Source organism: Hymenobacter sp. UYAg731 (assembly GCF_054061335.1).
This window is the reverse complement of the sequence record NZ_JBSSEC010000004.1, coordinates 329,708-344,952: the sequence shown is the minus strand read 5'-3', so window position 1 is coordinate 344,952 and position 15,245 is coordinate 329,708. Positions and strand designations below refer to the sequence as shown.

The 15,245-nt window shown below is 54.7% G+C and carries 13 protein-coding genes; all 13 read left to right on the top strand.

The features are described from left to right. Window positions 1-98 precede the first annotated feature (98 nt). The 13 genes from ACVWYF_RS13490 (at window position 99) to ACVWYF_RS13430 (ending at window position 15,235) form a co-directional block, all read left to right on the top strand. Window positions 99-1,040, top strand: a complete 942-nt coding sequence (locus ACVWYF_RS13490) for a glycosyltransferase (RefSeq protein ID WP_457068805.1) — start codon at window positions 99-101, stop codon at window positions 1,038-1,040. A gap of 306 nt (window positions 1,041-1,346) precedes the next feature. Beyond that, on the top strand, window positions 1,347-2,300 hold the full coding sequence (locus ACVWYF_RS13485; RefSeq protein WP_457068803.1) for an NAD-dependent epimerase/dehydratase family protein: 954 nt from the start codon (window positions 1,347-1,349) through the stop codon (window positions 2,298-2,300). 70 nt (window positions 2,301-2,370) lie between these two features. Continuing rightward, window positions 2,371-3,549, top strand: a complete 1,179-nt coding sequence (locus ACVWYF_RS13480; protein WP_457068801.1) for a glycosyltransferase family 4 protein — start codon at window positions 2,371-2,373, stop codon at window positions 3,547-3,549. 50 nt (window positions 3,550-3,599) lie between these two features. After that, complete coding sequence (locus ACVWYF_RS13475) at window positions 3,600-4,034, top strand: sugar 3,4-ketoisomerase (RefSeq protein ID WP_457068799.1); 435 nt, start codon at window positions 3,600-3,602, stop codon at window positions 4,032-4,034. A 29-nt stretch (window positions 4,035-4,063) separates the two neighbouring features. Then, window positions 4,064-4,636: an acyltransferase gene (locus tag ACVWYF_RS13470; RefSeq protein WP_457068797.1), complete on the top strand. Its 573-nt coding sequence runs from the start codon at window positions 4,064-4,066 to the stop codon at window positions 4,634-4,636. A gap of 28 nt (window positions 4,637-4,664) precedes the next feature. Further along, entirely contained in the window at window positions 4,665-5,600 is a 936-nt protein-coding gene (locus tag ACVWYF_RS13465; protein ID WP_457068795.1) for a glycosyltransferase, read from the top strand. A 596-nt stretch (window positions 5,601-6,196) separates the two neighbouring features. Next, a complete protein-coding gene (locus ACVWYF_RS13460; RefSeq protein ID WP_457068793.1) occupies window positions 6,197-7,819 on the top strand; it encodes an ATP-binding cassette domain-containing protein in 1,623 nt (540 codons plus the stop codon). Between the two features lie 184 nt (window positions 7,820-8,003). Further along, entirely contained in the window at window positions 8,004-9,092 is a 1,089-nt protein-coding gene (locus ACVWYF_RS13455; protein WP_457068791.1) for an acyltransferase family protein, read from the top strand. Between the two features lie 96 nt (window positions 9,093-9,188). Beyond that, window positions 9,189-9,995: a glycosyltransferase family 25 protein gene (locus ACVWYF_RS13450; protein WP_457068789.1), complete on the top strand. Its 807-nt coding sequence runs from the start codon at window positions 9,189-9,191 to the stop codon at window positions 9,993-9,995. Window positions 9,996-10,039: 44 nt separating this feature from the next. After that, a complete protein-coding gene (locus ACVWYF_RS13445) occupies window positions 10,040-11,242 on the top strand; it encodes a glycosyltransferase family 4 protein (RefSeq protein ID WP_457068787.1) in 1,203 nt (400 codons plus the stop codon). A gap of 36 nt (window positions 11,243-11,278) precedes the next feature. Continuing rightward, window positions 11,279-12,547: a glycosyltransferase gene (locus tag ACVWYF_RS13440; RefSeq protein ID WP_457068785.1), complete on the top strand. Its 1,269-nt coding sequence runs from the start codon at window positions 11,279-11,281 to the stop codon at window positions 12,545-12,547. Window positions 12,548-12,551: 4 nt separating this feature from the next. After that, window positions 12,552-13,718, top strand: coding sequence for a glycosyltransferase family 4 protein (locus tag ACVWYF_RS13435; RefSeq protein ID WP_457068783.1), 1,167 nt, complete (start codon window positions 12,552-12,554; stop codon window positions 13,716-13,718). Between the two features lie 11 nt (window positions 13,719-13,729). Beyond that, complete coding sequence (locus tag ACVWYF_RS13430) at window positions 13,730-15,235, top strand: glycosyltransferase family 39 protein (protein WP_457068781.1); 1,506 nt, start codon at window positions 13,730-13,732, stop codon at window positions 15,233-15,235. Window positions 15,236-15,245 lie beyond the last annotated feature (10 nt).

The following is a 15,245-nucleotide window of genomic DNA, read 5'->3' as shown; positions in this document are numbered from 1 at the left end:
TTTTCAGGGCTGGTTTGACGTCGAAATGCCGGCTTTAGCTATTCCAACATCAGGTTTAACCGCTCCAGAAACCGGCCGTCGCCTATTAGTCTAATCGTATGTATACCCCATCCCTCGTTAGTATTGGAATAGCTTCCTATAATAACGCGCACTACATCGAGCAGATGCTGGAAAGTGTCCGCAATCAGACCTACTCTGCCATCGAGTTGATAATAGTAGATGACTGCTCGACCGATAATTCGGTTGAGGTAATTACCAACTGGCTGGTTCGTACCTCATATCCGGCCACTTTTATTCAGCGGGCAACCAATCAGGGCCTTGTGAGGGCATTTAATGAGTGCCGGGCAAATGCACACGGTGAGTACGTGTCATGGGTTGGGTCAGATGATGCGCTCGCGCCGGATATGGTAGCCAAAACGGTCATCGAATTTGAGCGCCAGGGAGCTGCCTGCGCTGCCGTGTATGCCGATTGCCGGATTATCGATTCAGCCGGCCGCGAGACTGCGCCTAGCTTTCTGCGGTACTTCAACCCGACCTTCGCTGACAACCCGCCACAGGGCAACCTCATTGTTCCCCTGCTCAAAGGGTTCTACCTGCCCACGCTTACCACCACCGTCCGCCACAGTGCCATGGACAAGGTCGGGGAATACGACCTGTCTCTTTACTCGGAGGACCTGGATATGTGGCTGCGACTGTCGCGCCATTTCAACTTTGCCTACTTGCCCGCTAACTTAGGAGCCTACCGTGTGCATAATGCGTCGGCGATGAATACCAACCGGCTCGCGCTAAATGACACCTATTTCCGCATTTATCGCAAAGGCTATTTTGAAGGACCGGAGGAATGGGCGGCCGCCCGGCGCAACCTGGTAGATACGGCCGAGCACTACTATGCCAGTAAAGGCCCGGCGGCCTGGGAAAAGCTGTGGTATGCTTTTCGGGAATCCGGGAGTAGCAAAACCGCTCTTTTCTGGGCATTGGCGCGGCTCGGCATCAGCTATGATGTCGTGCGCAGAATGCAGGCACTTAAGGGACGCAATTAATGATATATAACCTGCGCAGTTGATTCGGCGACCTGGCCACAAAGAAGCGGCAGCTAATTGTTGCATTAAGGTGCCGCTTTGCTGCTGATGAAACCATGCAAGTTTTATGATATGATGGTTGGCTATGGTGGCATAATCCGTACTATTTCCCACCCAATTGTCCGGTTTTTGGGGAATAATACAAAGTGTCCTCAGGCACTCAGCATAAGATTCAAAGCCCTTGGCTTTACATTTATAAAATTACGATAGCAGCATGCGCAAATATGTTATTTATTTATATTATGAATACCCTGTAAAAACATATTCATGTTAACAACCTGCGTAATAGGAGGAGCCGGCTTCATTGGGCGGTTTGTGGTAGAGGAACTGTTGCGTCGGGGCGACCGGCAGGTAGTGGTAGTGGGCCGGGAGGACGATGCTCCGCATCTGCCAGCTGCCGTCCGCTACGTGCAGCACCCGCCCGATACCTCCACCGAACTACTGGTTCAGACCCTGAGCTCCGTCGACGAGGTAATCGACCTGGCCTACGCCACCGTTCCCCAGACCAGCTTCCAGAATCCGGTCAATGATATTCTCGTCAACCTGCCCGAGGCCGTACGCCTGTTTGAGCAGGCGGCCAAGCTGCCGTTGCGCAAGTTTGTCTGGATTTCGTCGGGGGGCACCGTGTATGGCCCGGCTCAAACCGTGCCGCTGGCCGAAGACCATCCCACCAATCCGATTTCTCCTTACGGCATTACCAAGCTGGCCATCGAGAAGTACGCCCACATGTACTTCCACTTCAGCAAGCTTCCTATTGTTTGCGTGCGGCCCGCCAATGCTTTTGGCCCGGGACAGCGCGTGTATGCCGGCCAGGGCTTTGTGGGCACGGCCATCGCCTCGCTGCTCGATGGCCGCACCATCGACATCTTTGGCGAGGAGGGGACCATCCGCGATTACCTGCATGTGCATGACATGGCTACCGGCATCGTGGCCGCGCTGGTAGATGGCCGCCCCGGCGAGGTCTATAACCTGGGCAGCGGCGAAGGCCACAGCAACCGCCATGTGGTAGACATTCTGCTGCCGCTGGCCCGCACCCAGGACCTGACGCCCGAAATACGAATTCTGCCCGAGCGTCCTTTCGACGTGAAATCCAACGTGTTGGATATAAGCAAGCTGCTTGCTCACACCGGCTGGCAGCCCGCGCATTCTTTCCGCCACTCGCTGCAGCAAACCTGGGATTGGTACGTCGGAAACTATGTGCGGGTACCGGGCGGCAGGTAAGCCACCATCCTCTTTCTGAACCAAAGTAAGGCGTGCCGAAACCGCGCCTGCCCCATTACTTACTGTTGTGATGTCCCCCAAACGCCTGCGCATTGGCTTTGTAACGAGTACCGACCCGCTTGACCGGCGCTCCTGGTCGGGCGTGCATTACTCTATTTTCAAAGCGCTGGAGCGCAACCTGGGAGAGGTAGTGGCCCTGGGGCCGGTATCCATGCGCTGGCCATTCGCCCTCGGCGACCGGCTCAACAGCTGGCTGGTGCGTCCCCTCACGGGCAAGCGCTACCAGTATGGCTGGAGCATTGCCGTGGCGAAATGGTACGGCCGGGTATTCGGGCGCAAAATAGCGCGGCAGCAATTCGACCTGCTGGTGGCCCCCGCCTCCTTTACCGAAATAGCCTACCTGCGCACCGATGTGCCCATTGTTTACATTGAAGACTCTACGCTCACGCAGCTTATCGACTTTTACCCGGGCCTGACCAGTTTGCTCGAAATCAGCAAAAGCGAGCTGAATCAGCTCGAAAAGCTGGCCCTGACCCGCGCCAGTCTGGTGTGCTACTCTTCGGAATGGGCGGCGCAGTCGGCGCGGCAGGATTATGGCACCCCGTCCGAAAAGCTGGCCGTCATTCCCTTCGGGGCCAACTATCCGTTCCCGCCCACGCACGCCGAAGCCCTGCGCCACCAGCCGGCCGCTAATGGCGGCTGCCGCCTGCTGCTGCTGGGCGGCGAGTGGGGCCGTAAAGGCGGGCCAGTGGCCTACGAAACCATGGTGGCTTTGCAGCAGCTGGGCATGCCGGCCACCCTCACGGTAATTGGCTGTGCCCCGCCCGACCCCGAAAACTACCCCAATCCCGGCTTTCAGACCATTCCCTACCTGAGCATGGGGGTGGCCACCGACCAGGCCCGGCTGCACGAGCTGTTCAGCACCGCCGATTTCTTCCTGATGCCCTCGCGGGCCGAGTGCGCCGCCATTGCCTTCTGCGATGCCAATTCCTTCGGTCTGCCAGTGTTCACCACCGATGTGGGCGGCATCAGCAGCTTCGTGCAGCAGGGCGTGAACGGCTACATGCTGCCGCTAAACGCCACCGGGGAGGATTTTGCCCGCCACATCCAGCAGGTGCTAAATAATGCAGACCTTTACCAAAGTCTGAGGCAGCAAAGCCGAGCCCAATACGAAGCCATGCTGAACTGGGATGTCTGGACAGCGCGGCTTCGATATGAATTGAAAAAACGAAACCTATTGCCGGGTTAAGTAAATGTATAAACATTTAAACATATTACCTTACTCCAGATTCTCTAACAATGATGAATATACCCAAAATAATTTCACTGCCTGATATTGGGTCGATTGATATCGGCCGGCTCGTAATTGCTGAAGCTGAAAATCTGCCATTTGAGATTAAACGTGTTTATTGGACCTTTGACGTCCCCTCTGATAAAATAAGAGGCCATCATGCACACTATGAATTACAACAATTAATCATATGTATGCATGGTTCACTTGTTATGACAGTTGAAACCCCTGACCGTCATCGTCATGCCTTTTTGCTCGATCATCCAAGCAAAGCATTATATATTCCTAGAATGTGCTGGCGTGAAATTAAATTCAGCCCGGATTCTGTACTTCTATGTTTAGCTTCAATGGTATATGAAGAGTCTGATTATATCCGTAGTTATTACGATTACATAAAACTGGTAGAAGATAGTTCATCTACAGAAGGTACTATCAGTATTTAAATTTCAACTTCAAATCAATTGTAAAAGTCATGCTCACTAAGGATTATTATGTTCATCCACTGGCTTTAGTAGAAACTGACCAAATAGGTGCTGGTACAACCATTTGGGCATTTGTTCATTTGCTTCCCGGTGTAAATGTAGGGAGTGAGTGCAATATTTGTGACCATTGCTTTGCTGAGGGTGGGGTCATTTTAGGCAATAATGTCACCTTAAAATGCGGTGTATACCTGTGGAAAGGGACTACTTTAGAAGACAATGTATTTGTTGGTCCCAATGTGGTTTTTACAAATGACGTCCACCCTCGAAGCAAAAATACAACTTACCAACTTCTCCCCGTGTCAATACGGCAGGGCGCTTCATTAGGAGCTAACAGCACCATTCTAGCAGGTGTTACGGTTGGCCGTTACGCTCTGGTAGGCATGGGTTCTGTAGTTACACGTAATGTTCCGGATTATGCTCTAGTGTATGGCAATCCTGCACGGCAACATGGCTGGCTTAGTGAGTTAGGTGAAAAATTAATTCCTGTAAGTAATGGACGTTGGCGTTCGAAGGATGGAGAAAGTTTCTATTATGAAACTGAGAACGGTTTAAAGCCAGAATAACTAATCTTTTAATTAAATACATACTGTTGTGAATTTTCCATTGGTTACGGTGGGGGTTGCCTCGTTTAATAATGCTCTTTACTTGCGGGAAACGCTGGAAAGTATTCGGTTACAAACCTATGCTAACATTGAGGTTATTATTGTCGACGACGCTTCTCGCGATGATTCCGTCTTGATTGCAAAAAAGTGGTTTACCGAACATCCTGACGTTAACGGGAGGCTTATCTGCCACGAATCTAACTTAGGTGTTTGCCGTGTCTGCAATGATATTATAACGCATAGCCAAGGCGATTTTATCAGCATAGTAGGGTCTGATGATGTATTCATGCCGGACAAACTGACGCATCAGGTAGCAACAATGCTCCAATCACCACAAGAGGTTGGTGTTATATTCGGGGATATCACCCACATAGACAGTGCTGGTAACTATTTGGAAGCGCCATCTTACTGGGTAACTCCGCAGTCAGGCAAAGTATTTATGGCATTACTGGATACGAATTTTATACCAGCTATGAGCACCCTTGTACGACGAAGCTGCTATAATAAAGTGGGTTTGTATGATGAATCATTAAGTTACGAAGATATTGATATGTGGCTCCGTATTGCTAGGGAATTTGAATTCTTGTACGTGCCTGGAGAAAATGCTAAATACCGGATACATAAAGGCTCCGCTACTTTTAGTCGGCAGTTACAACTCATCGATAGCTCATTAAAACTTCTGCAAAAACATCGCGATTTTAGCCCGGATGCGGACCGCCTAATTACTAAACATACCCGTCGGTTAGCAGAGTCCTACTACTTATTAGGCGGCACCGATTCAAAAAAATGGTTATGGTTGGGTTGGAAAGAATTGCTGAGACATAATAATAGGTGGATGAGCTTAGCATATCTAATCTCAGCGAGTGCAGGAATACCTGCTGCCTCACTTAGAAAACTTTACTTTGGCCTTGTCGGGCGCAAATGATATCACAACGGTATTCAATCTGTCGGTGGTATCATCGGAGATGCATCATATACTGCATTATGATGCAACGCAACAAATAGCTCAAACTGTTGGAAAAATCTGCTAATACTATTTTAGTGAATATTTTTTCCTGTCAATCCAGCTATCCGATGCGTGACATTACTTAGTATTTTGATTTGATTTCAACATCAAAAAAACCTTAATGGCATATTAGGCTGCTTTTGGAAACGAATAAATTATTCTAAAATATATAGACTTTATTTCTTGACAAACGAATAATATAATTACATTATTGTCTTCTGCATATAACTGAAGACATATGGTTCCTTAGTGAAGGTACACAATGGGGCTTCGTTCATACCTTTGGGGCGGAGCATGTGTGCATCACTGCTTAACACAGAGGCAGACTGCCCAATCTTGAGTTTAATTGTACAATATACATATATTTTATGAACAAGGGAATTATAGGATACTCTGTCGAGAGTATTGCTTATTATCTCACTCATTCAGAGAAGAGGAAGGCAGTCGTAATGTTTACACTGGTATTGCTAACATCTTTTTTAGATGTCGTGGGTCTGGCTTCTCTCGTCCCTGTGATGATGGTTGCTGCTGAGCCGGGCGGGGTCGAGAAAAGCAAGATTTTCTCTCCGGTCTATTATGCTCTGCATTTCGATTCGGAACGTAATTTTCTTGTTGCTCTGATTGGCGCGGTGTTCCTATTCTTTCTGTTCAAGAACCTGTTCTCAACCTGGGTCAACTATATGCAAACCCGCTTTACAACCAAGCTGGGCTTGAGTATCGTAAAGTCGCAGCTCAACAAATACCTGCATTTTCCCTTTTGGGACTTTAATCATCTAGGTTCAGCTAATCTAATTAATAGCGCGCTAGAGATGCCGCGTTATTACGTAACAATGATAGTGAGGCCCTTATTTATCCTTTTTTCTGAAGTTGCCATTGTTGTAGTTATTGTTATCAGTATTCTGCTATATAAGCCTCTGCTGCTGGCCTTACTGGCCTTTGTACTGGTGCCTGCCACGCTGCTTACATACAGGTCTTTGCGCACCCGGTCTCAGGCGATTGGTAATCGCATTAATGAGTTACGCCCTGTATCTTACAGTGTAATAGGCGATTTATTCACGGGGTTTGTCGAGTTGAAGCTAGCCAACAAGCAGTACCGCTTTCGCGACCGACTGATGGATACGCAGCAAGAGCTTCAGGCGCTTGATTCAGAAAGCTACCTCTATTCGCTCATACCACTCAAGGTGATTGAGATGGTGGCCATCCTGGGCGTACTGACCATTTTTCTGTACGCTATTTTCTTCCCAAGTACCTCCAATAGCCTCATCGCTCTGGTTGGCCTTTTTGCCGCTGCGGCTTACCGCCTCATGCCTTCCGTGAACCGGATGCTCACCGCGATGATGCAGATTAAGCAGGCCCAGTCCAGCATTGAGGACCTGCAGAAATATCGTGAGCCACGCTACAACGAAATGCCCGACCCGCAGCAGTTGCCGCTGGATTTCAAACACAGCCTCACCTTTGATAACGTGTCGTTCAACTTCCCCGGCACGGTTAAGCCTACGCTGAACCGCATTAACCTGCACATCGAGAAAGGGGAGAAAATCGGTTTTATTGGTAGCTCAGGGTCGGGCAAAACCACGCTTATGAATGTGTTGCTGCGCTTTTATATCGAGCAGGAAGGACACATTCTGGTTGATGGGCAGCCGCTCACCTCCCAACATCTATTGGCCTGGCACCATGTGGTGGGCTACGTGAAGCAGGATACGTTCCTGATGGAAGCCTCCATCCAGGACAACATCACGCTTGGCGATTCCAGCGTGGATGCTGAGCGGCTGGATTATGCCATTGAGCAGGCCTCGCTGCGAAACTTCGTGAGCGGTTTGCCCGAGGGCGTGCATACCCACATCGGCGAGCGGGGCTCCAAGCTGTCGGGGGGGCAACGTCAGCGTATTGGCATTGCCCGGGCCTTATACAAGCGCACGCAGGTGCTGGTGCTTGATGAGGCTACCAGCGCCCTCGACAACGAAACGGAGCGCGAAGTAAACGAGGCCATCAACAAGCTGTCGGAAACGGATATTACGATTCTCATCATCGCTCACCGCATTACCACCTTGCGGGAGTGCAATCGGATTTATGAGCTCAGTGATGGTAATGTAATTGCAGAGCATCAGTACGATAGCCTGATGCAAAATATTGCCTGAGCATACATTTTTGGTTAATAAGGTGTTGCGCCAAATACGCCGGGCAGCAAAGCCCTGCTGCTGATGGCCAATGCCGAAGCGCAGGCAAGTTGCCCGAGCTACCTAACTTAGTGCAATTGTTCTGCTTTTATCCGCTACCCCCAGCGCCCCGCCGACTACTATTTACACCCTTTATCAACAACTAATGACTGTCTTGCCGGTAACTAGTGAATCAACCGCACTATCCCCGACAGTGGCCCCGCCGGTAGCCGTGCCAGCCGCCGCGACCGGTCAGGGCGTTGGGGGGAAGAAGAGCTATTTGGTGGGCTTGGATGCGCTGCGGGCCGTGGCGGCAATCAGTGTCTGCCTGTTCCACTTCACGGGGGGCATGCTGCCTAAGCTGGTTGTGCCGGCTGTGCGGTCGGTATTCTCATCCGGCTATCTTGGCGTCGATATCTTCTTCGTGATATCGGGCTTCATTATTCCGTATAGTCTGGTCGGGAAGAACCACCAGATTGCTGGTATTTTTTCTTATTTGAAAAAACGTGTCCTGCGCATTAATCCGCCAGCTTATGCATCAATTGTGTTGGTATTGGGCCAGTGGTTTCTGATTGACAAGATAATCCAGCACAACAACCATTACACCGGTAACCTAAGCTGGGGGCAGCTTATCAATAATTTGCTGTTCACCATCCCATTTACCAATTATAAATGGATTAGCGGTATTTTCTGGACGTTGGCTATCGAATTCCAATTTTACCTGTTCGTTGGCATTCTGTTCAGCCTGCTGTTTGAACGGTCGGTGGCCTGGTTTATTGGGCTATACGTGCTGGTGGCAGCTGTGTCGTTTTTGCCGCACACCGAGTCGATTGGTTTCCTGCATTATAGCTCGTTGTTTGCGCTGGGTGGCATCGCGCTACTGTGGCAGCAGCAGCGCATTCCTCTGTGGGGTTATGTGGCCGGGCTGCTGGTCTTTGGGGGGCTTATCTTCTGGCAGCTGGAGCTTGCTTCCGCGCTGGTTGGCATTGGCACGGCGGTGGCCATCAATGCGATTAAGGTACGAATCCCCGGCCTTTCTTTTCTGGGCAAGATATCCTACTCGTTCTACCTGATGCATGGACTTATAGGTACGACGGCTGAATTTGCCCTGATTAAACTATTACCTCCTACTACCGATGCCCGTAAAATGCTGCTGACCGGCGTTTGCTTTGTGCTGGCTATGGTAGGGTCGTATGTCTTTTACCGGGTAATAGAGCAGCCATTTATGCGCATGGCCGCGCAAAACCGGCGTTAGCGCGCCCTCATAGGTGCCCGTTTTGCCGCCTGCTTCCGTGTTAATCCATCCATCGCAACTACCTGCGCTTTCCCTTGTCTGAATTACTTTAAGCGAATGAAAATTTTTGTTGTAAGCCTATCGAGGGTAGAAGCGAGAACCAAATACATAAAAGCGCATCTGGACGCCCTGAAAGTAGATTACGAGCTAATTGATGCGGTCGATTACATCAACCTGACCCCGGCCGATTTCGATGTAATGTCTGACCAGGAGGCCGTTCGGCAAAACCCTTTCCTCACGAAAGGCGTCATCGCGTGCTCACTGTCTCATGTGAAAATCTACAAGCACATTGTGGCCAACAACGTGGGGGTGAGCCTGGTAATCGAGGACGACGCCGCGCTGCCCAAGAACATCAAGAAAATTCTGGATATCGTGGAGCGCGAGATTAAGGACGACGAGATTATCTCGCTGTCGTACTTCAACCACTACGATGCTAGGGATAGCACCGAAATGAGCAAGTTCGAGCGTAAGCCGGTGGGCGAGGGCTGCGAACTGGTATATCCCGTTGAGTTGCACGAAATTGCTTCGTCGATGGCCTACGTCATCACCAAAAAGGTGGCTGAACGCATGATTGAGGTGCTTATGCCCATCTGGGTGCAGACGGACTACTGGGGTGCCTACTACGACAAGCACGGCTTCAGTTCCTTCCGCTGCCTGTACCCGGTGCAGGTGCTGGCCGCGCCCATTCGCTCCTCCATCGAGTACGATTCGGCCAAGACGCTGACCAGCCGGGTGGCTTCGCTGGTGCGGAAGTACAAAGTGCCGGTGCTGATGTCCTACCTGGAAAAGCGGGCTAGCAAAATTCAGGGCGAGAAATACCACTTCCAGTTCGTCGACCGGCCGCCCTTCAACAAAGCGCAATAGGTTGAATGAAGGGCTGTCCCGTGCTGTCATCTGAACTGCTATTCATGAAAATTCTGCTCGCAATTGAAGATTTGCGCACCGGGGGAGCCCAGGTGTTTGGGATGCGCCTGGCCCAGGCGCTACACCAGCGCGGGCACCAGGTGTGGCTGTACAGCCATTACCCGAGCTATACCAACCACCCGCTGGTGAAGCAGGTGGCACCGGATGTGCCCGTGCTGGGCTTCGATGCCGGCGTGCCGGGCCTGGAGTGGCTCAGCCGCAAGGCGCAGGGCGTACTCCGCCGGTTTGGGAAGCCGTTTCCGCTGCGCGAGCAGCTGGTGGAGCGCCACCTGCGGCAGACCATGGAGCAGTTGGGCGTACAGCTGATTAACTCCCACATGATTAAATCGGACTACGTGGCCGCCGCCGCCGGTGCCGCCGCCCGGCCCAAAGTGCCGCTCGTGATTACGATGCACGGCTGCTACGAGGACTTTATGCACAAGACCACGGAGCCGGAAGTCACGATGAAATCGCGCGAGGCGTTGCGGCAGGCGGCCGCCGTAGTATACCTGACGCAGAAGAACCTGGAGATTTTCACGGTGCCCGGAGTACGGTCGTTCAACGACATTCCGCATGCGCAGATTTACAACGGGTTCGACGGGCATTTCTCCGCGCCTGATAAACTGCCCACGCGGAGCCAGTTGGGCATTGGCGAGCAGGACCTTGTGTTTGGGATGGTGGCCCGCGGCATTGCCGAGAAGGGTTGGGCCTACGCCCTGCGCTCGTTTGAGGAAATAAGCGCGACCCACCCCACCGCGCACCTGGTGCTGGTGGGCAGCAGCGACTACCTCACCGACCTGAAAGCAGCCAATACCAACCCGCACATCCATTTCGTGGGCTTCGCTTCCAATCCCATCGACTGGGTCCGGCTGTTTGATGTGGGGCTGCTGCCGAGCTACTTCGCCTCCGAAAGCTTGCCCAATTCCATTGCCGAGTACCTGTTCTGCGGTGCCCCGGTAATAGCCACCCGCATCGGCGAGATTCCGCAGATGCTGGACGTGCCCGGGCAGGGCCTGGCCGGTGTGCTGCTGGAGCAAAACGGGCGCGGCCTCACCAACCCCGAGGCCCTAACGGCCGCTCTGCGCGCCTACCTCACCGACCCGGCCCTGCTGGCCACCCACAAAGCCCGTGCGGCCCTCTGCTTCGATAAATTTCGGATGGAGCGTTGCGTGGCGGCTTACGAAGCCATTTTTACGGAGGCACTGTAAACCCGCTTGCGTACTGATTCTGCTATTGAAGATATTATGATTGATTCTGATTCCCGGCCCCGGCTGCTGATTGTTATCCCGAACCGGGGCATGGGCGGTGCCCAGCGTGCGTTTCATGACCACAGCGTGGAGCTGGGTAAATACTATCAGGTAACGGAAGTTATTTTCAACGAAGACGAGGCCGATATGTACCCCAGCGGCAACCCCGTGCGCAGCCTTGGGGTGCCGGGCGGCGGCTCACCGCTGACCAAAATCCAGAATTTCTGGCTGCGCGTGACGCGGCTGCGCGAACTGAAAAAGGAGCTGAACTGCGACGTGTCCGTGAGCCACCTGGAAGGGGCCGACTACATCAACCTGCTCAGTAAAGGCCGGGAAAAAGCCATTGTACTCATCCAGGGCTCGAAGGTGCATGACCGCAACATCAATGGGGCCGTGGGCATGCTGCGCAAAAAGGTGCTCATGCCCTGGCTCTACCAGCGGGCCGATAAGATGGTGACGGTGAGCCGCGACATCATCCCGGAGATGACCGAGACGTTTGGGGTGCCGCGCCACAAGCTGTCGGCCATCAACAACTCGTTTGAGGTGGAGCACGTGCGCCAGCTGAGCCTGGAGCCCCTGGATGCCGCCATGCAGGCGGTGTACGCCGCCGCGCCGGTGCTGGTGACTTCGGGCCGGCTGGCCATTCAGAAAAACCAGGCCCCACTGCTCGACGTTTTCGCGGCTCTCCTCAAGCGCCAGCCCGCCAAGCTGGTGTTCATCGGCGATGGCGAGTTGCGCCAGGACCTGCTGGCCCACGCCCGGAAGCTGGACCTGCGCGTGCATCAGGCCATGGACCAGCCCGCTCCGCTCACGCCGGACTACGACGTGTATTTCGTGGGCTTGCAGCAGAACCCGTTCAAATACATCCGACCGGCCACGGCTTTTGTGTTTCCCTCGGCCTGGGAAGGCTTCCCATTGGCGCTGGGCGAGGCCATGACCTGCGGCGTGCCCGTGGTGTCGACCGACTGCCCCACCGGCCCGCGCGAAATGCTAGCCCCCACCGTGGAGGCCCCCGAAACGGCCCTGCGCCAGGCCGAATGGGCCGAATTCGGCATCCTGATGCCCATGCTGACCGAGCCCGCCAGCTTGGCCGCCGATATCGCCTGCTGGACCGCTACTATCGACCAGCTGCTAAATGATGCCCCGGCCCGGCAGCGCCTGGGCGAAGCCGCCCGCCTGCGGTCGAACGACTTCACGCACCAGCGCATTTTCGGGCAGTGGAAGGACCTGATTGACGGGCTGCTGAACCGCAAAGCCCGTGCGTAGCGAAATGAGCGGGCTACCCACCGCCACCATTCGCCGGCCCCTGATTCTGCTGGTGGACAACTCCCGGGCCGTGACCGGGGCGCTCAACGCCCTGCGCCACGCCACCAGCCCGCTGCGCGACCGGTTCGACTTTGCCTACGTGTTGCCCACCGGCAGCACCGGCCGGGCCGTGCTGGAAGCCGACGGCTACCGGGTGCATGAGCTGCCCTTCGTGGAAATCAGCCGCCGGCCGGGCGACTTGCTGCGCTACCTACCCATGCTGCTGCTGAATGGCTGGCGGCTGCGCCAGCTGACCCGGCGCGAGCAGGCGAAAGCCCTGCACCTGAACGATTTCTACAACCTGACCGGCTACGTGGCCCGCTGGCTGAGCCTGGGCCGCCTGCCCGTGCTCACGCATGTGCGCTTTCTGCCGCAGGTGCTGCCGCAGGTATTTGCCCGGCCGTGGCGCTGGCTGGCCGAGCATGCCGCCCAGCAGGTGCTGTGTGTGTCGGAAGCCGTGCGCGTCTACTTTGCACCCGGCAATGCCGGGGTCCGCACCGTGTACGACCCTTTGCCGGCGCGCGGTGAGGAACTGCCAACTTACACGGTAGCCCCCGCCACCAACCGGCCCGTGCGGCTGCTGTATCTTAGCAACTACATCCGGGGCAAGGGCCAGAATTTCGCGCTGGAGGCCTTTCGGCTCGCCCACGCTCGCAATCCCAACCTGCACCTGCATTTTGTGGGCGGGGATATGGGCATGGTGAAAAACCAGGAATTCCGGCAGGAGCTGGAAGGCGCGGCCAAAACCGCCGGTCTGGCCGACGCCGTGCATTTCGACGGTTTCGCGGCCAATACGGAAGCCGCCATGAAAGCGCACGACATCGTACTAAACTTCTCCGAAGCCGAGTCCTTCTCCCTCACCTGCCTCGATGCCCTGTACTACGGCGTACCCCTGATTGCCACCGACTGCGGCGGCCCAGCCGAGCTGTTCGAAAATGGAAAATCGGGCCTGCTGGTGCCCAACCGTGACGTGCCCGCCATGGCCGATGCCATAGTGACCCTGGCCGGCAATGAAGCTTTGCGGCAGCAGTTTTCGGTAGCCAGCCGCGCTTTTGTACGGCAGAAGTTTGCGCCGGCTCATACCTATGAACTGCTGGCAGGCTGCTACCAGCAGGCCCTGACGCGCCCGTAACACTATCCATTATGCTAGCTGCTCCCTTTCGTTTAGCGTCTGGTTGGCTATGCCCAATCCTGCTGCTGGGGCTGGGGCTGCGGATAGCGTTTTTACTCAAGGGCACGGCTATGCTGTACCACAGTCCTGGCCTATTTGCCCAGACCGGTGATTCCTTCTCCTATACCATGGCGTTTGAAAACCTGTGGTATAAAGGGACCTACACGTTTGATTTTCTGGAGCCTGATGCTGCCTTTGGCCGATTGCCGGGCTATCCGTTTTTTTATGGGGCGCACTGGATTTTATTCGGCCGCGAGCGGGCCGCCGCTGCCACTGCCTGTAGCCAGGTGTTGCTGGATACCGCTGCCATCGGGCTGGTATTTGCCATCCTGCAACGGCTGGCCCCGGCCCGGCCCCACACGGCTTACCTAGGGGCCTTGCTATACGCTACCTATCCATTCATCATCATCTGGGTGCCGATAATTGGCACTGAAATTCTCAGCACCGACCTTACATTGCTGTGGTTGTGGCTGCTGCTGCGCGGGCGGCCCACGGCGCTTTACGCGGTGGGAGTGGGGGCGCTGGCCGCCTTGGTGCTGCTGGTGCGGGCGTATATGGGCATATTGCTGCCCATTACCTTGCTGTGGCTGCTGTGGCAAAACCGGACTGCTTCCTGGCACCCGGTAATCCGTCAGGCGGGACTGGTAATGCTGGGTTTCGCGCTGCTCTACGGCGGCTGGCCCGTGCGCAACTACCTGCTGGCCCATCGCCTGGTACTGCTTAAACCGCAGACGGCCGGCTATGCCAACCAGACGGCCGACGTGGACGAGTTTTACCAATGGGTGCATTGCTGGACGCCCAATGAAAACCCCTGGCTCGATTCGGTACTGATAGGGAAGGGGCGCATACATTTCCCCGCTTCGGCCTTTAGCTCGGCGGCCGATGAGGAGCAGGCGCAGCAGCTGGTGGCGCGAGCGCGTCAGTGCGGGTCGGGGTTTTGGGTGTTGCGCAGCGGGATTTGCAGCGGCCCTTATTACTATCACAATCCAGCTGCCATCCTGGCAGATACGGCCTATCAGCATCACCACTTTCAGGAGTGCAACGCGGAGGTCGGGGCTGGCTTTCGGGAACTCCGCCAGCGCTTCGCGGCCGAACATCCGTTCCGTTTTTGGCTAGATATTCCCTTGCAAAACGTCCGGAAAGCGTTGTTCAAATCGACGCTGGCCAAGGCCCCGGTCCTGGAGGCTCGGGCTGCACGCCCGCAAGCCGGCCTGATGCGGCTGGTGTTTGGCTATCGCACCGTGCTGCTGCTGCTGGGATGGGGGGGGATTATCGCAGGGCTACGGCGGCAGCCGGCGCTGGGGCTGGTCGCAGCCGTAGCGGGATTTATGTACGTGTACATTTGCTTTTTATATCGGGGGGTGGAAATTCGTTACTTGTTGCAGGCCGATGTGCTGCTGCTTGTGCCAGCAGCCCTCTGGCTGGGGCGCTGGTGGCCAGTCCCGCTTCCGAACCCAGACCGCCCGGCGGCGGCCTGATGCTGGCCCT

Coding starts and splice junctions, on each gene's coding strand:
- ACVWYF_RS13490 (WP_457068805.1), top strand. CDS start 99: ATGTATACCCCATCCCTCGTTAGTATTGGAATAGCTTCCTATAATAAC.
- ACVWYF_RS13485 (WP_457068803.1), top strand. CDS start 1,347: ATGTTAACAACCTGCGTAATAGGAGGAGCCGGCTTCATTGGGCGGTTT.
- ACVWYF_RS13480 (WP_457068801.1), top strand. CDS start 2,371: ATGTCCCCCAAACGCCTGCGCATTGGCTTTGTAACGAGTACCGACCCG.
- ACVWYF_RS13475 (WP_457068799.1), top strand. CDS start 3,600: ATGATGAATATACCCAAAATAATTTCACTGCCTGATATTGGGTCGATT.
- ACVWYF_RS13470 (WP_457068797.1), top strand. CDS start 4,064: ATGCTCACTAAGGATTATTATGTTCATCCACTGGCTTTAGTAGAAACT.
- ACVWYF_RS13460 (WP_457068793.1), top strand. CDS start 6,197: ATGATGGTTGCTGCTGAGCCGGGCGGGGTCGAGAAAAGCAAGATTTTC.
- ACVWYF_RS13455 (WP_457068791.1), top strand. CDS start 8,004: ATGACTGTCTTGCCGGTAACTAGTGAATCAACCGCACTATCCCCGACA.
- ACVWYF_RS13450 (WP_457068789.1), top strand. CDS start 9,189: ATGAAAATTTTTGTTGTAAGCCTATCGAGGGTAGAAGCGAGAACCAAA.
- ACVWYF_RS13445 (WP_457068787.1), top strand. CDS start 10,040: ATGAAAATTCTGCTCGCAATTGAAGATTTGCGCACCGGGGGAGCCCAG.
- ACVWYF_RS13440 (WP_457068785.1), top strand. CDS start 11,279: ATGATTGATTCTGATTCCCGGCCCCGGCTGCTGATTGTTATCCCGAAC.
- ACVWYF_RS13435 (WP_457068783.1), top strand. CDS start 12,552: ATGAGCGGGCTACCCACCGCCACCATTCGCCGGCCCCTGATTCTGCTG.
- ACVWYF_RS13430 (WP_457068781.1), top strand. CDS start 13,730: ATGCTAGCTGCTCCCTTTCGTTTAGCGTCTGGTTGGCTATGCCCAATC.